Source organism: Allobosea sp. Leaf344, from assembly GCF_001426225.1.
GTDB lineage: Bacteria > Pseudomonadota > Alphaproteobacteria > Rhizobiales > Beijerinckiaceae > Allobosea.
This window is the reverse complement of the sequence record NZ_LMRT01000014.1, coordinates 136,891-153,359: the sequence shown is the minus strand read 5'-3', so window position 1 is coordinate 153,359 and position 16,469 is coordinate 136,891. Positions and strand designations below refer to the sequence as shown.

17 protein-coding genes are annotated in these 16,469 nt (G+C 68.5%); 4 read left to right on the top strand and 13 right to left on the bottom strand.

Annotation, left to right across the window (positions count from 1 at the left end; all coding sequences use genetic code 11):
• Positions 1-67: 67 nt before the first annotated feature.
• Complete coding sequence (locus ASG72_RS12735) at positions 68-4,900, bottom strand: hypothetical protein (RefSeq protein WP_056712827.1); 4,833 nt, start codon at positions 4,898-4,900, stop codon at positions 68-70.
• 297 nt (positions 4,901-5,197) lie between these two features.
• Between ASG72_RS12735 and ASG72_RS12730 the strand changes: the two genes are divergently transcribed.
• A complete protein-coding gene (locus ASG72_RS12730; RefSeq protein WP_056712826.1) occupies positions 5,198-5,449 on the top strand; it encodes a hypothetical protein in 252 nt (83 codons plus the stop codon).
• A 132-nt stretch (positions 5,450-5,581) separates the two neighbouring features.
• Here the strand turns inward: ASG72_RS12730 and ASG72_RS12725 are convergent, their stop codons facing one another.
• The 5 genes from ASG72_RS12725 to ASG72_RS12705 form a co-directional block, all read right to left on the bottom strand.
• Entirely contained in the window at positions 5,582-6,703 is a 1,122-nt protein-coding gene (locus ASG72_RS12725) for a PHB depolymerase family esterase (protein ID WP_156395945.1), read from the bottom strand.
• 85 nt (positions 6,704-6,788) lie between these two features.
• On the bottom strand, positions 6,789-7,538 hold the full coding sequence (locus ASG72_RS12720) for an SDR family NAD(P)-dependent oxidoreductase (RefSeq protein ID WP_056712824.1): 750 nt from the start codon (positions 7,536-7,538) through the stop codon (positions 6,789-6,791).
• A 74-nt stretch (positions 7,539-7,612) separates the two neighbouring features.
• Positions 7,613-8,044, bottom strand: a complete 432-nt coding sequence (locus ASG72_RS12715) for a DUF983 domain-containing protein (RefSeq protein WP_056712822.1) — start codon at positions 8,042-8,044, stop codon at positions 7,613-7,615.
• Between the two features lie 64 nt (positions 8,045-8,108).
• The gene (locus ASG72_RS12710; RefSeq protein ID WP_056712820.1) at positions 8,109-8,732 is read right to left on the bottom strand and encodes a pyridoxamine 5'-phosphate oxidase family protein; all 624 of its coding nucleotides are present in this window, start codon (positions 8,730-8,732) and stop codon (positions 8,109-8,111) included.
• Positions 8,733-8,860: 128 nt separating this feature from the next.
• Positions 8,861-9,193: a hypothetical protein gene (locus tag ASG72_RS12705; RefSeq protein ID WP_056712818.1), complete on the bottom strand. Its 333-nt coding sequence runs from the start codon at positions 9,191-9,193 to the stop codon at positions 8,861-8,863.
• Between the two features lie 139 nt (positions 9,194-9,332).
• Here ASG72_RS12705 and ASG72_RS21040 point away from each other — a divergent pair, with 139 nt between their 5' ends.
• The gene (locus ASG72_RS21040) at positions 9,333-9,563 is read left to right on the top strand and encodes a hypothetical protein (protein ID WP_162246249.1); all 231 of its coding nucleotides are present in this window, start codon (positions 9,333-9,335) and stop codon (positions 9,561-9,563) included.
• A gap of 13 nt (positions 9,564-9,576) precedes the next feature.
• Positions 9,577-10,254 carry a dienelactone hydrolase family protein gene (locus ASG72_RS12695; protein WP_162246248.1) on the top strand — a complete coding sequence of 226 codons (678 nt, stop codon included), beginning with the start codon at positions 9,577-9,579 and terminating at the stop codon, positions 10,252-10,254.
• 318 nt (positions 10,255-10,572) lie between these two features.
• Here the strand turns inward: ASG72_RS12695 and ASG72_RS12690 are convergent, their stop codons facing one another.
• The gene (locus tag ASG72_RS12690) at positions 10,573-10,830 is read right to left on the bottom strand and encodes a GlsB/YeaQ/YmgE family stress response membrane protein (protein ID WP_056712814.1); all 258 of its coding nucleotides are present in this window, start codon (positions 10,828-10,830) and stop codon (positions 10,573-10,575) included.
• A 73-nt stretch (positions 10,831-10,903) separates the two neighbouring features.
• Positions 10,904-11,332: a VOC family protein gene (locus ASG72_RS12685; RefSeq protein WP_056712812.1), complete on the bottom strand. Its 429-nt coding sequence runs from the start codon at positions 11,330-11,332 to the stop codon at positions 10,904-10,906.
• Positions 11,333-11,514: 182 nt separating this feature from the next.
• Between ASG72_RS12685 and ASG72_RS12680 the strand changes: the two genes are divergently transcribed.
• Positions 11,515-11,829 carry a hypothetical protein gene (locus ASG72_RS12680; protein ID WP_056712811.1) on the top strand — a complete coding sequence of 105 codons (315 nt, stop codon included), beginning with the start codon at positions 11,515-11,517 and terminating at the stop codon, positions 11,827-11,829.
• Positions 11,830-11,844: 15 nt separating this feature from the next.
• Here ASG72_RS12680 and ASG72_RS12675 read toward each other — a convergent pair whose 3' ends face one another.
• The 5 genes from ASG72_RS12675 to ASG72_RS12655 all read right to left on the bottom strand — a co-directional run bounded on the left by ASG72_RS12675 (position 11,845) and on the right by ASG72_RS12655 (position 16,386).
• On the bottom strand, positions 11,845-12,102 hold the full coding sequence (locus tag ASG72_RS12675; RefSeq protein ID WP_056712810.1) for a DUF3072 domain-containing protein: 258 nt from the start codon (positions 12,100-12,102) through the stop codon (positions 11,845-11,847).
• Between the two features lie 233 nt (positions 12,103-12,335).
• A complete protein-coding gene (locus ASG72_RS12670) occupies positions 12,336-13,166 on the bottom strand; it encodes a phosphodiesterase (protein WP_056712809.1) in 831 nt (276 codons plus the stop codon).
• 72 nt (positions 13,167-13,238) lie between these two features.
• Entirely contained in the window at positions 13,239-14,570 is a 1,332-nt protein-coding gene (locus ASG72_RS12665; protein WP_056712808.1) for an ABC transporter substrate-binding protein, read from the bottom strand.
• Between the two features lie 14 nt (positions 14,571-14,584).
• Positions 14,585-15,445 (bottom strand): carbohydrate ABC transporter permease, encoded by an 861-nt coding sequence (locus ASG72_RS12660; protein ID WP_156395944.1) that lies wholly within the window; start codon positions 15,443-15,445, stop codon positions 14,585-14,587.
• Complete coding sequence (locus tag ASG72_RS12655; protein WP_244488792.1) at positions 15,442-16,386, bottom strand: sugar ABC transporter permease; 945 nt, start codon at positions 16,384-16,386, stop codon at positions 15,442-15,444. Before ASG72_RS12655 ends, ASG72_RS12660 begins: the two co-directional genes overlap by 4 nt.
• Positions 16,387-16,469 lie beyond the last annotated feature (83 nt).

Below are 16,469 nucleotides of genomic sequence, written 5' to 3'. Positions count from 1 at the left end.
CTCCTCAGCCGCTCAAAACTCACGCTGCCCGGTCCGCGGAGTCGGACCGGGCAGCGTCTTCTCACTCTCAGACGAAGCGGAAATCGTCGGCTGTCAGGGAGGAGAGCTGCGTGTTCTGCAGCGTCAGCGTGGTGTGGTCGTCGATGGTGAAGACCGTGTCCGACCCGACCTGGGTGGCGGAGCGCATCGCCGATGCGAAATCGGCGAAGACATGGTCGAAGGTAATCACGTCGTGGCCGGGGCCCTGCGCCGTGAAGTCGGTGACCGTATCCTTGCCAAAGCCCGCCGCGAACACGAAATTATCCGCCCCGGAACCGCCGGTGAGGATGTCGTCGCCGGCGCCGCCATTCAGCGTGTCGCTGCCCGAGCCGCCGGAGATCCGGTCATGGCCCGACCCGCCGGTGATCAGATCCGCGCCGGAGCCGCCCGAGAGCGTGTCGCCCTGATCGCCGCCGATCAGCGTATCGTCGCCCGAGCCGCCATTCAGCGTATTCACCCCGGTGCCACCGACCAGCCGGTCATTGCCCGCACCGCCGGAGAGGATGCTGGTGCCGCCGCCGCCCTTGATCGTGTCGTCGCCATCGCTGCCGACGACCTGGCCGCCGAAGGCTCCCAGCCGGACCTCCTCGATGCCGGTGAAGCGATCGCCGTCGATGCCGGCGCCGGAGGCCGTGCCCGCCCGCATATCGACGGTGACGGCGCCCGTGGCCTCCGTCAGATCGAGCACGTCATGGCCGGCGCCACCATCGATGCTGTCGCTGCCCGCGCCGGCCTTGACCACGTCGTCGCCGGCCCCCGCGGTGATGATATCGTCGCCGCTGCCGGCGCTGATGCTGTCATTGCCGGCGCCCGTGGTGATGCGATCCGCACCGGCGCCGCCATCGACGGTGAGATCCCAGGTCACGGCTCCGGCATCCAGGCTGTCGTCGCCGGCGCCGAGGCTGATCAGGCCGAGAACGGTGGCGCCGGCCCGGAACACCAGCCGGTCATTGCCGTCGCCGGCATTGACGTCGCCCTCGATCGCGCCGGAGCTGGTCAGGCTGTCGTCGCCATCGCCCAGCATCACCGGGCCGGCGATCGAGCCCGTATTCTCCAGGCTGTCATCGCCGGCGCCCAGCAGGACGGAGCCGGAGATGGTGCCGGCATTGCTCAGCCTGTCCGCGCCGTCGCCGGCGAGAATATGGCCGGCGCTGCCGCCCCGCGCCAGCTGGATCATGTCGTCGCCCTCGCCGGTGAGGATATCCCCGGAGACGGTGCCGGCGATGGTCAGGCTGTCCTTGCCGCCGCCCAAGGTGATGCCGCCCTCGACCGCGCCATCGACGGCGATCGTCACCACATCATCGCCTTCCCCGGTGGTGATGTCGCCGCCGACCCTTCCGGCCAGTGCCAGCGTGTTGTCGCCCTCGCCGAGCGAGATCGAGCCGGAGACGCTGGATTCCGCGCCCAGATAGACCTGATCATCATCCGAACCGGCCAGGATGTCGCCGCCGATGCGGCCGACGCCCGAAAGCGTGTTGGCGCCGTCGCCGAGATCGACATCGCCGCCGATGCGCGAGCCGGCAACCAGGGTCACGCGATCGTCGCCATCGCCGAAGCTGACCGAGCCGCCGATCCAGCCGCTGTTGCGCAGCGTGTTCCGCCCCGCGCCCAGCGCCAGGCCGCCGGTGATCGTCCCCGCATTGGTGACGGTGTCGTCGCCGGCGCCGAGATCGACATCGCCGGCGATGCTGCCTGAATTGGTCAGCGTGTCGTTGCCGCCCCCCAGCGCGATCGCGACGCCCCTGGCGGATTTGATCGTGCCGTCATTGGTCACGCTGTCATCCCCGTCGCCCAAGGCGATGGCGGAGGAGAGACGCGCGGCGATGGTCGCGCCGGCGGCGTTGGCGATGCTGACCGGGCCCGTGCCGGAGATCGCATGGCGCGCGCCCTCGATCAGGCCGCCCGCCTTGTTCGTGATCTTCGTGCCCTGCGAGGCGTGCAGGTCGATCGCCGTGGCATCGACGCCGGCTCCGGTGTCGTCGCTCTGGCGGATGCTCCCGGAATTCTCGATCTCGGCGGCGCTGGTGCCGTCGAGCGAGATCAAGGTGGCATTGCCGCCGCCGAGGATGCTGCCGGTATTGGCGAGCTTGATCGCCGCCGCGCCGGTCTTGGCGATGTCGATCAGCGTGGTCGGCGTGGCGCGGGTGATCGTGCCGGCATTGTTGAGGGTGAAGGACCCGCTTTGCCCGAGATCGCCCTTGATCGAGACCACGCCGAGCTTGCCGCCGGCGAGGTTGTTCAGGGTCAGCGAGCCCTTGCCCGCGGGCGCGCCGAACTGATCGCTATTGGTGAAGGCCGGCTTCTCGATCCAGCTCCAGGGGCTGTCGACGCCGATCCGGCCGGCATTGTCGATCACGGCGCCGTTCGCCATGCCCGACCAGACCATCGCCGCCGCATCGGCGCCGAGGATCGCGCCATCCTTCTCGACCGTGACATGATCGGACGCGTCGACGATCAGCCCCTCCGCGATCGCGGCCCCGGCCTTGACGGTGACGCTGGAAAAGCCCGCGCCGCGGCCATCGAGCGTCCAGGTGCCGCCGGCGACGACCAGCGCCTCGATAGCGCTCGTCTCCGCCAGAGCGCCCTCGCCGCTGCCGGTGAGCACCACAGTGTCCTGTCCGGCGCCGCCATCGATGGCGCCGGTGATGCTGGAGCCGACGGCCAGGCGCAGCGTGTCGTCGCCGGCGCCGAGCGACAGCGCGCCGTCGATCGTGCCGGTCGCGTCGATCGTCACCTCGTCGTCGCCGGAGCCCATGTCGATGGCGCCGGTGATGGTGCCGGAATTGGTCAGCGTGTCGTCGCCGCCGGCCATGGAGACGCTGCCGATGATCGAGCCGGAATTGCTGACGCTGTCGGCGAAGTCGCCGAGGATGCGGATGGCCTCGCCACCGGCACCCTTGATCGTGCCGGCATTCTCGATGGTCACGGCCGCAAAGGCGCTGCCGCCATTGCTGTCGTCGACCTGGATGGCGCGCTCGTCGCTATGGATCAGCCCGCCCGCGAGGTTGCGGATCAGGCCACCGCCGATGGCGAGCGCCTCGTTGCTGCCATTGGCGGTGCGGCCGATCGCCTTGATGGTCCCGGAATTGGTGAGGAAGAGCAGGCCGTCGACATCGATGCCGTCGCCGTCGCCGCTGCGCGCCTGGCCGGCGATCGTGCCGGAATTGGTGATCACCGTGGTCGAGGTGCTGACCGTGTCCAGATTGATGCCCGAGCCGTTCTGACCGAGGATCATCCCGTCATTGACGATGGTGGCGGCGGCGTCACCGTTGACGCCATGATGCCCGCCCGAGATCAGGCCGCCGCCATGGTTGAGCAGCTTGCCGCCGGCATCCTTGCCGATATTGACGCCGCTCTGCTTGTCGTCGCGCGTGCCGCCGAGGATCAGCCCGTCATTGTGCAGCGTCGTGCCATGGCCGAATTTGATCGCTTCCGAGCCGCGGGATTCGATGACGCCGTCGGCCCGGTTGGTGATCGTGAAGGAGGCTTTCGCCGAATCGCTCTTCTTCAGGTCGAGTGCCTCGCCGGTCTCGCTGCGGATCGTGCCGGCATTGTCGATGACGACCGCGCCGCTCGCCGAGCCGCCGAGCGACTGGATGCGGATCGCGTCATCGCTGCCCAGGATGGCGCCGCCGGCCCGGTTGGTGATGGTGAGCGTGCCGTCGACGGCGGATTTGCCGGTATCGATCGCGCGCTCGCCCTCGATCCGGCCGGCATTGCCGATCTCGGCGTCGCCCCCGCTCCAGACCACCGGGGCGGAGGCGGTCACGACGCCCCCGGCCTCCACGGTCAGCCGATCCCCCTGGCCGATCGCGATCGAGGAGACGACGGAGCCGCCGGATTTCACCGTGATGTCGGAATAGACCGAGGCGTCGCCCAGATTCCAGCTGCCGCTCTTGACCACCAGCCTCTCGACATTCTGCACCCGGGCCCGGGCCAGCGAGCCGGCGCCGGCGCTCTCGAGCTGCAGCGTGTCGCTGCCCTCCCCGCCATCGATCACGAAGGGGATCCCGCCATCGGTCGAGATCTCGATGCGGTCGTCGCCAGCGCCGCCCAAAGCGACGTCGCCGGCGCCGGCCACCAGAGTGTCGTTGCCCTCCCCGCCCTCGAGCCGGTCATGATCGGCGCCGCCGATCAGCGTATCGTCGCCGGCCCCACCGATCAGCGTGTCGTCACCGACGCCGCCTTCCAGCCTGTCGTCGCCGGCGCCGCCTTCGAGCCGATCGTCGCCGCCATTGCCGGACAGCGTGTCGTCGCCCGCCTCGCCGCGAATCTCGTCGTCACCGTCGCCGCCGGCGAGGACATCGTCATCGGGGGTGCCCTTCAGGATCAGATCGCTGATCGCGCCCGCTGACGCCACGGCCGGAGCCGCCTGCGTGAAGGGGCCGCGATGCTCCTGCGCGCCTTCGCCGGAATTCCGGGTTTCGGGCCGCTTCGCATGCGAATGACCGGAATTTTCGCCGGTTTCGGCCGTGGCGAGCGCCAGCCTGGCCGCGCCGCCGGCGTGCTGGACGGCGGCGGGCCTGGAGGCGAGGCCGCGCAGCGCGATGGCCGAGACCGCGTTCAGCGCGGCATCGCTGCCTCGATGGGTTTCGGCGCGCGCGACGCCGTCTCCCGAGCCGGTGCCGGCATCCGCCTCCTCAGTGGCGAGCCCCGCCGTTTCCGAGGCGAAGACGGTCGCCGGCGCTTTGGTTTGGCCGGACGCGGCCGGCGGGGCGGGAAGCGTCTTCCCATGCGCGAAGCTCGCTTGCACAGCGCCGATCCGGCTGCCCGACAGGACCGGCTCGAGAACGTTCCGGGTCACCGGAGCCGCAACCGGCGCTCCGACGAGCTGCGAAACCTGATCGTGGGAAGCGGCCATCACTCAATCCTCCAGAAGCTCACCGAACAGGGACGACACCGGGCAAGGCCCCAGCGTCTTCCGCCCCTTCGTGAAAGGCTCTCTATGGGCCGGTCATGACAGAATGATTAAACAAACGTTAACGCGTAGGATTTTGAAGATTTATTTAGCGATTGATGCGGCTAATAATGTGTAGTTTATGCGTAAATAGCCTGATTTTAATCGTTCGCTAATTTAATATGAGCTGCTGATCAACTTATTTGCTAGGCGCCCCATCCATTAATTCTTCTGATCTGGCTGCTCGGGGCCGCGGCCGGGGTGTCGCGCGGCTTCGCCAATGCGACGGGGACGATGGCGGCGACGAATTTGCCGCTCTTCGCGGCGGGTCTCGTGCTGGCGGGCTATGTCGCGATCACGCTCGCCGCCGCCCTGTCCGTCGCGTTCCGCGGCGACAGGCAGCGGTCCGAGACCGGCTGGCGCGGCATCGCGCTCAGGGCGCTGGGAGGCTGGGCGGCCGCGGCGGGGCTGATGATGACCGCCTTCACCCTCGCCCAGGCCGGCACCGGCTGAGGCGGGGCATGCTCCCGGCCGACTGCGTCCCCTACCCCGCTCCAGCCAGGAACTCGTCACTCGCCTGCCATCGCTGGCGGGCCCCTACCCCTCCCCGGGGCTCAAGGCACAGGGCCGGAGGGGCTCTCGGGTTCAGCGCATCAGGCCGGCCGCGCGCAGCGCGTCCTCGATCACCTTGCCGACGCCGGCGCTCGGCGCGGCCTGTCCGCCGGGCCGGGCCGCGCCCGGGAACGGCCTGGCGGGCTGGGCTGCGGGCTGGGCCGTGGGCTGCTCCCTCGCCGTCTCCTCCAGCGCGGCTTCGGCCGGCGTGATCTGCCAGAAGCGGGCGATGTGCCGCGTCGAGGAAATGCCGACATCGAGCATATAGGCGCCGGGATGGCCGAGATCGTCGGTCCCGCTCAGCGGGGTGCCATGGCCCATGCCGGCGAGGGTGAAGGATTCGATTTTTGGCGTCCCCGCCCGGTCATGCCAGACCAGCCGGCTGTGCCGGCCGATCGCGCTCCGCACCGGCTCCACCTGCCGCAACCCGTGCAGGCCGCGCCATTGCGCCAGCACGGCTTCGGCATTGGCGGCCGTCACGGTCGGGTCGGCGCTGCCATGCCAGAGCGACAGGCTCGGCCAGGGGCCTTCATGGGCGGATGCGCCGCGCACCAGCGACTCCAGCTGCGACGCGCCGGGCAGGCCGCGCCCGCGCATGCGATCCAGCGCCTCGGGCACGGTCCTCGCCACGCCATAGGGAAGCCCGGCGATGACCGCCCCGCCGGCGAACAGCTCGGGATAGGTCGCGAGCATCACGGAGGTCATCGCGCCGCCGGCCGACAGGCCGGTGATGAAGACCCGGCGGGGATCCAGACGATGCGTCGCCAGCATATGGCGCACCATCTGGGCGATCGACAGCGCCTCGCCGCCCTCGCGGCCGATGTCGCCGGGGAGGAACCAGTTGAAGCAGAGATTGGGATTGTTCTCGCGCGCCTGCTCCGGATACAGCAATGCGAAGCCATGGCGGTCCGCGAGCTGCGACCAGCCGGAGCCATGGTCGTAGCCGGCCGCCGATTGCGTGCAGCCATGCAGCACGACCACCAGCGGCGCATGGGCCGGCAGTCCCGGCGGAACATGGCAGAAGGCCGCGAGCCCCCCGGGATTGGAGCCGAAGCCGCCGAGCCTTGCGAGGCGCGAGGGGATGGCGCTCGGCCCGCCGCCGGCCTGCGTATGCACGGCTTTCAGGCGGGCGATGGTGTCGGCGATACTGGGCATCGCGGGGTGTCCTTTCCAGAGCGAACCGGAAGGTCCACCCTCAGCCTAACTGCGCCCGCCCCGATATGTTGCATTGCACAATCGATCAAGGGCCGATCAATTGCCCGCCATCGACCACGATGCTCTGCCCGGTGACCCAGCTCGCTCTGTCGGAGGCGAGGAAAAGAACCACCTGCGCCACCTCCTCCGGCCGGCCCATGCGCCCAAAGGGGATGCTCGCCAGGGTCGACTGGTAGAGCGCGGGATTCGAGGTCCGGCGATCCTCCCAGCTGCCGCCGGGAAACTCGATCGAGCCCGGGGCCACGCAGTTCACGCGGATGCCCTGGCGCGCCAGCATCTTGGCCTGGCTGGCGGTGTAATGCATCACGGCGGCCTTGACGGCGCCATAGGGCGCCGCGCGGGACGAGGCGCGCAGGGCCGAGATCGACGAGATGTTGATGATCGAGGCGCCCGAGCCCATATGCGGGACCGCCGCATGGCTGCCGCGGACCACCGCCAGCATGTCGACGCTCAGCGACGCCGCCCATCCCTCCTCGTCATCCGCCTGGCCGAAGCCCGAAGCGTTGTTGACGAGGACATCGAGCCCGCCCAGCGCCTGCACGGCGTCCGGGACATAGGCCGCGATCGCGGCGGCGTCGGCGAGATCGACACTGGCGGCATGGGCGGTCACGCCCAGCGCCGCGATCTCGCGGCGCGTCGCCTCGAGCGGCGCCGGGTTGCGCGCGCAGATCGAGACCGAGGCCCCGGCCGCGGCGAAGCCGAGCGCGATCGAGCGCCCGATGCCCCTGCTGCCACCCATGACGATGACGCGCTTGCCGGCAAATTCCCGTTCCATGAACCCGCTCCTGCTGCTGATGAGATGATCTCGCCGAGCGGCCCCGCGCCCGTCCTCCCGCCGCGCCGGCGGCCTCAGCCGCCGGGCCCTGGATCGGCGGGGCGGTCGGGCGCCGCGAGACGGCCCTCTTCCGCCTTGTGATAATATTGGGCCGCCACCAGCCAGCCTTTCAGCGGCTGCAAGGGCGGGATGCAGGTCAGCGCGATCAGCGGCAGCGTGGTCACGAGATGCACCCAGGCCGACGGCTCATAGGCGAGTTCGAGCCAGAGCGCGAAAGCGACGACGGGCACGCAGACGAACATCATGACGAAGAAGGCCGGGCCGTCGGCCGGGTCGGCGAAGCCATAGTCCAGCCCGCACACTTCGCAGCGGGGGCGCAGCTTCAGGAAGCCGTCGAAGAGCTTGCCGCGGCCGCAGCGCGGGCAGAGGCCGCGGACCCCGGTGCGGATCGGCGGGAGGCGCGGCCAGTCCTGCGGCGCGGCTCGTGTCGGCTGGTCGTTCGTCATCGGCAAAATCCTGGTCCCGGCGCGCCAGAAGGCTCGGCGGGATGAATGTCGGGCCCGGCGGCCCTCAGTAGAGCCGCGTCCGGTAGGCTTCCTCGAGATTGGCCTCGGCCTCGGCAGCGTCCACAGCCTGGGTCTGGTCAGCGATGATGCGGCCGAGCGTGGGGAAGCGGCCGCGCTCGATCCTGGTCTCCGGATCCCATAGTTTCGAGCGGATCAGCGCCTTGCCGCAATGGAAGAATGCCTCGCGCACCGCGACGATCAGCCCCAGGGTCGGCACGCGATCCTGAACCGCCAGAGGCGCGAGCAGGGCCGGGTCCCGGCTGAGACTGGCCGTGCCGTTGACCCGCAACGTCTCCGCGACGCCGGGGACGAAGAAGATCAGCCCCACCCCGGGCGAGGCCAACACGTTGAGATAGCTGTCGACGCGGTTGTTGCCGCGGCGGTCGGGGATCAGCAGCGTCCTGTCGTCCAGCACGGTGACGAAGCCGGGCGCATCGCCGCGCGGGCTGGCATCGGCGCCGCCCTGCGCATCGGCGCTCGCCAGCACGAGAAAAGGCGACAGCGCGATGAAGTCGCGGCAGTGCCGGTCGAGCGCGGTCAGGACCTTGCGCTCGGCCAGGGGATTGACCGCCCCGACCAGCTCACGCAGCGCGCCTGCATCCTCGATCTGCCCGCTCGCCTGTTCCATCGCGTGTCCGGCGATCCGCCGGTCCCTGTCAGCGCCCCTGCATCACCGGTCTACACCGTTTGGCGGCCGCGATGCATGTCCGCGGCGCGCAGTCGCATGAGGAGCGGGCATAAGCGGCCCGAGACGCCTCAGGGGCAGATGAAGCCGGATGTGCCGTCGGGAAGGCAGCGCGACCCGTTGGGGAGGTTCAGCGCACCGCGCGCGTCCCGCCGGACATAATCGCCATTGGGCAGCGTGAAGCCGCCCGATCCGTCGACGCTGACGATGGTGCCGTCGGGGAGGATGAGCCCGCCCTGGCCGTCATTGCGGATCCGCTTGACGGAGGGGTCGGCCTCGAGCGGCGCGACCGGCACGCCGCGCGTCGCGACGGGATAGGCCACCGTCTCCTCGACGATGACGGTGCGCTGGACACAGCCGGTGAGGCTGCTCAGGCAAAGGGCGGCAATCAGCAAGCGGCTCATCTTCGACTCCTGTGGTGCCAGCGCCAACGTCCGGGCAGCGATTCTGTTTCCTCCGATAGCGCATCGGCGGCGTTTGAGAAGGGCGGAACCCGCGCAGCATGACAGGGTTGTGCTTCAGAGCCGCTCAGGGAGAAGCATCATGGCCAGGCAACCCGAAGCATTGGCGACCTTCGCTGCCGCGGCGCGGGCCGATGGCAAGAAGCCGGATGAGAACGGCCTCGAAGCCACTGAAGAGACCGACGCCTTGCCCACCGCCAGCGAGGCCAAGGCGGAAGCCGCGACCAAGGTGCTGCGCGAGGGCGTGCTGCATCGTGACGAGGGCGCGGATGAAGCGATCGACGCCCTGCCCGACCGGACCCGAGACAGCTAGGAAGAGTTTTCAGATGGATGGCTTGAACCGCCGCGAGGCCCTGCTCGGGGCGAGCGGAGCATTGCTCGCCGGCGGACAGGCCGCGGCAGCGACGATAGACCGTGTCGACGGCGCGGGCGGCGGGCGCCGTCCCGGCATCATCCTGCTGCACGGCGCCGATGGCGTCACCCAGCGCCAATCCTATGTCTTCGCGTCCAATGCGTTGGCCGCACAGGGCTATACCGTACTGTTCCCGCATTATTTCAGCGGCGGCGGCACGGCGCCTCTCAGTGAGATTCACACCCGCTACCCGCAATGGCTGGCGCGGCTGAAGACGATCCTCGACGAGGCGGCCGCCGATCCGGCGATCGATCCGCGCCGGATGGCGCTGGTCGGCATCTCGCTGGGCGGGGCGCTGGCGCTGTCCTTGGCCGCGCAGGATGCTCGGATCAGGGCCGTGGTCAGCTATTTCGGCTTCCGCCCGCGAGATCTCGACGGCGCCCGTCCGAAGGCGCCGACGCTGATCCTGCACGGCAACGCCGATCGGATCGTGCCCGTGGCGAATGCCGACAGCATCGAGGCGCTGCTGCGGTCAAGGGGCGTCCCGGTCGAGAAGCGCATCTATCCCGGCGAAGGCCACGGCTTCGGCCAGGCCGCGCAGCGCGACGCCGCCACCCGGACCGCCGCCTTCCTCGGTCGCCATCTCGCCTGAAACGCGTCCGGCTTATCGGAATCCGTGGCGAACTTTGCAGCGCGGCGCGCGTTGGCTGCCTATTCAGCCGGCTCACCGTACCCATGACCTACATCTATCTCGCAGCCTGGATCCTCGTGGCCCTGTTCCTGGCGTTCATCTGCTGCGTCGCGCTGCCCATACCGGGCGCCGCGTCCTGGGTTTAGCCGTCGACCGCGGATGGTCGTGCTCGCGGCGGGACCACATCACTGATGTCATGAACAAGGGCCGGATCTGACGATCCGGCCCTTGAACGTTTCCGCGGTCGCCGCGCGGCCGCCGCGGTATTTTCGACGGACGTCAGACCGTGCGGCGACGGCTGAACATCGCCCAGATCACCAGCAGGAGCACGGCGCCGATCACCGCGCCGATAAAGCCTGCCGACTCGCCCGGCCGATACCAGCCGAGCGCCTGGCCGAGATAGGTCGCCACCACGGCGCCGATGACCCCGAGGATCGTGGTCAGGATGAAGCCGGAAGGCTCGTTGGAGCCCGGCGTGACGAATTTCGCGACGACACCGGCCAAAAAGCCGATGATGATGGTGGTGATGATGCCCATGACTGCTCCTGTAATGCTGGCAAGGCAACGCGATCGCGCTCCCTCGGTTCCCTTGAGTGAACCGGGAACCCGCTCAGAAGCGCAGGACGACCGAATCCGCGCTGCGCTCGGCCGGGCCGTGGAAGACGGCCTCGATGTTGTTGTCGTCGGGATCGAGCAGGAAGGCGGCGTAATAGCCGGGATGATAGTCGCGCAGGCCCGGGCCGCCATTGTCGCGGCCGCCATGGGCCAGCCCGGCCCGGTAAAAGGCCTCGACCATGGCGCGATCGCGCGCCTGAAAGGCCAGATGATGGCGCCCGGTGAGCACGCCGAGTGCGGAACTGCTGTCGGCGCTGGAGATGAAGAGCTCGTCGGCCCAAAAATGATCATCGGCGGAGCCGCCGATCGGGATGTCGAGGGCCGCGAAAACCGCCTCGTAAAAGCGGCGGCTGGCCGGGAGGTCCCTGACCACCAGCTGGATATGGTCGATCAGGCGACCGCGATGCAGTTGCTGGGCTTCCATGAGATGTCTCCGGGTCGATGAGGGTTTCGGCGATTGCGTGGCCCGTCCGATGCTCCTTCCCTCCCATATTGGCCGCAATCTGCTGACAGGACCCGTCATGAGGATCGCGACCGCTCGCACCGAACGATAATCGGCATGGTGCGTTCAGTTGCGACAATGCGCCGAAGGAGAGACCACCGACGATGACCAATGGCAGGCAGGCACTGAGGCAGGCCTTCAGGCGGTTCGAGCAGGAGGTTCCGCCCTGGCTCGGAGCCAGCCTGCGCTGGCTGCGTCACCCGGCCTCGCGCTGGGTCAGGATCCCGGTCGGCATCCTGCTGCTGCTGGGCGGCGTCTTCGCCATCCTGCCCGGGCTGGGGCTCTGGATGCTGCCACTGGGGCTGCTGCTGCTCGCCGCCGATATCCCCTTTCTGCAACGCCCGATGGCGCGCTTCACCGTATCGGCCGCGGATGGCTGGGTGAGGCTGCGGCGATGGTTCCAACGCCGGCTCGGCTGACCCGGCCGAGGCCGCTCAGCCGCGGTCGAGCCCGGCCTTCAGCGCGTCGATGCGTTTCGAGGCCTCGGCCTTGGTCAGCGTCTCCGAGAACTGGTCGGGCTGCTGCGCCTGTTCGGACAAAGTCTTGAGATAGGACATCTGCGCCCCGGTCATCGGGTCGTCGCCGGACACCCATTGATCCGGATCCTTCTGGGTGTTGTCCGGCGGGTTGGGGTCCAGCTTGGGATTCTCCGCTGCCTGCGCCTTCTGGTCGTCGCTGTCGCTCGCGTTCATCGACTCGTACTCCGTTCATCGTCTGTTCCTGAACGGATGGCGGCATCGCAGGTTCCACGGCTCCGGACGATGGGGAGGGAACGGCCGCTCCATTGCGTCGTTGCCCCTGTACCCCCCAGAGACAGGTACAGGACCAGACCCATGGCTCTCAGCACCGGGCAGATCTATGGCGCGCATGGCGGCGGCATGGTCGGCTGACCATTCCGCCTCGACGTTTCGACAGGCCGGGCCGCTCAGAGATGGGCGCCCGGATAGTCCGGATCGAGCACGAAGGGATAGGGGCCGGGGTAACGCTCGACATAGGCGGTGTGGCTGACCAGCCCCGTCGCCTCGTCCCAGCGGTGCAGCAGATAGGCCGGCGGCTCCATATGGAAGGTCGACGGGCTCTCCTCACCGAGATCGAGCGTGACCTGATGCGTCACGCTCGGCGCGATCTGGGCGATCGTGCCGGCGAAGCGGCTGACGATCGGCCGGTGGTGATGGCCGCAGAGGATCCGCTCGATCGTGGGATGGCGGGCCACGAGCGCGGCGAACTCCGCCTCGCCCTCGCGCAGGCGGATCGCGTCCATATGGGCGATGCCGCAGGCGAAGGGCGGGTGATGCATGAAGATCGCGACCGGCCGGCCGCGCGCCTCCTCCAGGCTGCGTTCGAGCAGCGCCAGACGCTGCCGGCAGAGCGCGCCATGGCTCTGCCCCGGCACCAGCGTGTCGAGCCCGATCAGGCGCATCGGCCCGAGATCGGCGACGAATTGCACGAAGCCGCCCTCCTGCAGCGTATGCGGATCGAGCGTCAGCCCCGCGACCAGCTCGGCGCGGCGGTCATGATTGCCGGGGATGAGCAGCACCGGCAGGTCGAGCCGGGCCAGCATCGTCTCCAGCACGCGATATTCCTCGGCCAGCCCGCAATCCGTCAGATCGCCGGTGATCACCAGCACGTCCGGACGCGGCCGGAGCCGGTTGACCGCGTCGAGCGCCCGCTTGGTCAGCATATTGGTCTCGGAGACGCGGTAGGCCGGCTTGCCGGGCGGGCGGACATGCAGGTCGGTGATATGGGCGATGAGCATGGGATGATCCGGAAACGGCATGGGCTGAGGCCGGGCCGGAGGCGATGCGCCCGGCCCGGCCCGACGGAGGCGTCACTGGGTCGGCAGCTTCAGCGCGGTCTGCTCGACATAGGGGCGCAGGATCTCGTCGGCCTGCTTCTGCGCCGCGGCGAGCGCCTCCTTGGGCTGCTTCTTGCCCGCGAGCACCGCCTGCAGCTCGTCCTCGATCGCCTTGCGCACCGGCACCGTCTTGTAGGTGGCGAACCAGGCGCTGGCATAATCGAGCTGCTTCACCGCGACGCCGGCATCCGGATTCGTGGCGATGAAGGCTTTCATCTCCGGCGTGTCATAGGCCGCCTTGTTGGGGGCGAAATAGCCGGTGGCGCGGCTCCACCAGGCGGATTTCTCCGGCGAGGTCATCCAGTTGATCAGCGTCCAGGCCGCCTTGCGACGCTCGCCCTCAACGCCCTTGGGAATGACCAGCGAGGCGCCGCCGATCGGCACCTCGTTGCGCAGATTCTTCGGCACGAAGGCGACCTTGTAGGGGAATTTCGCGTTGGTACGGATATGGGTCAGCGACCCCGTCGAGAGCAGCACCATCGAACTCTGCCCGGCCAGGAAGGCGCTGGACACGGCGCCGCCGGCCTGGACCCCGGAGGGGTGAACCTTGTGCTTGGCGATCAGATCCGACCAGAAGGTCAGCGCGCCGAGCATCGAGGGCGTGTCGTAATAGACTTCGCCGCCGAATTCCGGATTGAACCATTGTCCGCCATTGGACTGGGTCAGCGCCTGCAGGATCCAGCCGCCGTAATCATAATTCGACGGCAGGGTGATGCCCCAGCGCGTGGTGCGCTCGCCCTCCCGCCTGGTCAGCTTCTTCGCCGCCGTGACCAGATCCTGCCAGTTCTCCGGCAGTTTTTCGGGGTCGAGCCCGGCCTCCTTGAGGTGGTCGACATTGACGTAGAGCAGCGGCGTCGAATTGTGGAAGGGCACGCCATAGATCGAGCGGTCGATGACCGCATTGCCGTGCAGCGCCGGGAAGAACTGGCCCATGAACTGCTCGTTCGTCTTGCCATCGGCCTTGACGAGCCCGTCCAGCGACTGGATCTCCCCTTCGATCTTGAGGTCGAGCAGGAAATTGGCGGACATGATCACCGCGGCCGGCGCCTTGCCTGCCTTCATCGCAGCGCGGGTCTTGATCAGCGTCTCGTCATAGCTGCCGGTATAGACCGGCGTCGCCTTGATGGCGGGATGGGCGGTGTTGAACTCCTTGATCAGCACGGCCATGTCGCGGGCGAGCTGGCCGTCGACCGGGACCGGGAAGAACAATTCGATCTCCGTCGGCGTCTGGGCGAAGGCGGGGGCGAGGCTGAGGCCGGCTGCGAGAGCCGCACCGGCGAGGAGGCTGCGTCTGGTCGTGGTCATCGGGTCTGTGCCTTTCACTTGATGCCGGAGGAGACGAAGGAGTTGACGAAGGCGCGCTGGAAGAGCGCGAAAGCCAGCAGCAGCGGCGCGCTGACGATCAGCGTGCCGGCGGCGATCACACCCCAGGCCTGGGCGCCTTCGGCCCCGCGGGTGAAGGTCGCGAGGCCGACGGTGAGCGGGCGCAGATCCGGCGAATTGATCACCATCAGCGGCCAGAGGAACTCGTTCCAATGGGCGGTGACCGAGACGATGGCGAAGGCGATCAGCGACGGCTTCGCCAGCGGCAGATAGATGAAGCCGATGCGCTGCCAGACGGTGGCGCCGTCGATCAGGGCCGCATCCTCCAACTCGCGCGGGATCGCCTTGAAGGCCTGGCGCATCAGGAAGGTGCCGAAGGCGGAGGCGAAATACGGCGCCATCACGCCGAGCAGGCTGTCATAGAGGCCGAGCCTGGCGATCATCGCCAGATTGGGGACGATCAGCACCACCGGGGCCAGCATGAGCTGCAGCAGGAACAGGTAGAAGCACAGGCTGCGGCCGGGGAATTCGAGCCTGGCGAAGGCATAGCCGGCGAGGGTGATCGTCACCAGCTGCACGGCGAGGATGCCGAGGCTGATGATCAGCGTGTTCAGCCCGTAGCGCGGGAAATCGGCGGAGGCCCAGGCCTCCCTGAAGTTCGCCAGGGTCGGGACATAGGAGGGCACCAGCGAGGCCATGCCCGCGCCGACATTCTGCGGATTGAAGGCCGCGACCAGCATCCAGAGAAAGGGCACGGTCCAGAGCAGGGCCACAAGCACGGCGGCGCCATAGCCGATCCTGGGCGAGATTTCCGCCATGGCGACGCCGCTGCTCGCCTCCCCGAGCCCGGCGCTCATGGCTCCTTCTCCCCGAAGGAGCGCTCCAGCGTCCGCAGCGAACCGGCGGTGATGGCGAGGAGCAGCGCCAGCATCACCAGCGTCCCGGCCGCGGCCCGGCCGACGTCATAGGTCTCGACGGCCTGCTGATAGACGTAGAACAGCAGGAGATTGGTGGAATCCGACGGCCCGCCCTTGGTGAGCACGAAGACATGGTCGACCTGGGTGACGACGTTGAGCAGGCCGATCACCATGACGAAGCCGATGGTCGGCTTGAGATAGGGCAAGGTGACGTGGCGCAGCCGCTGCCAGGGATTGGCGCCGTCGAGGATCGCCGCCTCATAGGCATCGGCGGGCACGCCCTGCAGCCCGGCCAGGAAGAACAGCATGTAGTAGCCGGCATTCTTCCAGATGGTCAGGCCCATGATCGCGTAGAGCGCGACATCGGGATCGCCGAGCCAATTGGGCCCGGAGAGCGCCAGTTTGGCGAGGTGATAGTCGAGCAGGCCGATGCCGGGCAGGAAGATGAACAGGAAGATCGAGGCCGCCGCGACCAGCGGGAACAGCACCGGCACGAAGAGGAGCGCGCGCAGCAGCGCGTTGACCTGAGTCGAGCGCACCAGGGCCAGCGCCAGCCCCAGCGCCAGGACCAGGCTCGGCACCACCGTGCCCAGCGCGTAGATCAGATTATTGGCCAGCGCCTTGCGGAAGGCGCCATCGGCGAAGAGGGCGCGGAAATTCTCGAGCCCGGCGAAGAGCTGCGGCCCGCCGATCGTGCTCTGCGCCGTCAGCGCCTGCCAGACCAGCTGAACGACCGGCGCATAGGTGAAGAGGCCGAGAAGCAGCAGCGATGGCGCGAGCAGGCCGAAGGCCAGCGCCGTGTCGCCGCGCGGCCAGAAAGGCCGCCCCCTGCTCTCGCCGGCGCCGATAGCCCTTGCGGACAGGATCGCTTGCGTCATCATCTCCCCCTCGGCGGGGGATCTGACCCGTTTGCGCAACAGCGCCGCGACGGATTGACGACGGCTCCATGACGTTTCCCGAAATT

Bases quoted from the DNA above. Each gene is read 5' to 3' on its own strand.
- ASG72_RS12710 (WP_056712820.1), bottom strand. From the start codon at position 8,732: ATGGAACAGGCGAGCGGGCAGATCGAGGATGCAGGCGCGCTGCGTGAG.
- ASG72_RS12655 (WP_244488792.1), bottom strand. From the start codon at position 16,386: ATGATGACGCAAGCGATCCTGTCCGCAAGGGCTATCGGCGCCGGCGAG.
- ASG72_RS12725 (WP_156395945.1), bottom strand. From the start codon at position 6,703: ATGCCCAGTATCGCCGACACCATCGCCCGCCTGAAAGCCGTGCATACG.
- ASG72_RS12705 (WP_056712818.1), bottom strand. From the start codon at position 9,193: ATGAGCCGCTTGCTGATTGCCGCCCTTTGCCTGAGCAGCCTCACCGGC.
- ASG72_RS12715 (WP_056712822.1), bottom strand. From the start codon at position 8,044: ATGACGAACGACCAGCCGACACGAGCCGCGCCGCAGGACTGGCCGCGC.
- ASG72_RS12690 (WP_056712814.1), bottom strand. From the start codon at position 10,830: ATGGGCATCATCACCACCATCATCATCGGCTTTTTGGCCGGTGTCGTC.
- ASG72_RS12685 (WP_056712812.1), bottom strand. From the start codon at position 11,332: ATGGAAGCCCAGCAACTGCATCGCGGTCGCCTGATCGACCATATCCAG.
- ASG72_RS21040 (WP_162246249.1), top strand. From the start codon at position 9,333: ATGGCCAGGCAACCCGAAGCATTGGCGACCTTCGCTGCCGCGGCGCGG.
- ASG72_RS12735 (WP_056712827.1), bottom strand. From the start codon at position 4,900: ATGGCCGCTTCCCACGATCAGGTTTCGCAGCTCGTCGGAGCGCCGGTT.
- ASG72_RS12680 (WP_056712811.1), top strand. From the start codon at position 11,515: ATGACCAATGGCAGGCAGGCACTGAGGCAGGCCTTCAGGCGGTTCGAG.
- ASG72_RS12720 (WP_056712824.1), bottom strand. From the start codon at position 7,538: ATGGAACGGGAATTTGCCGGCAAGCGCGTCATCGTCATGGGTGGCAGC.
- ASG72_RS12670 (WP_056712809.1), bottom strand. From the start codon at position 13,166: ATGCTCATCGCCCATATCACCGACCTGCATGTCCGCCCGCCCGGCAAG.
- ASG72_RS12665 (WP_056712808.1), bottom strand. From the start codon at position 14,570: ATGACCACGACCAGACGCAGCCTCCTCGCCGGTGCGGCTCTCGCAGCC.
- ASG72_RS12695 (WP_162246248.1), top strand. From the start codon at position 9,577: ATGGATGGCTTGAACCGCCGCGAGGCCCTGCTCGGGGCGAGCGGAGCA.
- ASG72_RS12660 (WP_156395944.1), bottom strand. From the start codon at position 15,445: ATGAGCGCCGGGCTCGGGGAGGCGAGCAGCGGCGTCGCCATGGCGGAA.
- ASG72_RS12675 (WP_056712810.1), bottom strand. From the start codon at position 12,102: ATGAACGCGAGCGACAGCGACGACCAGAAGGCGCAGGCAGCGGAGAAT.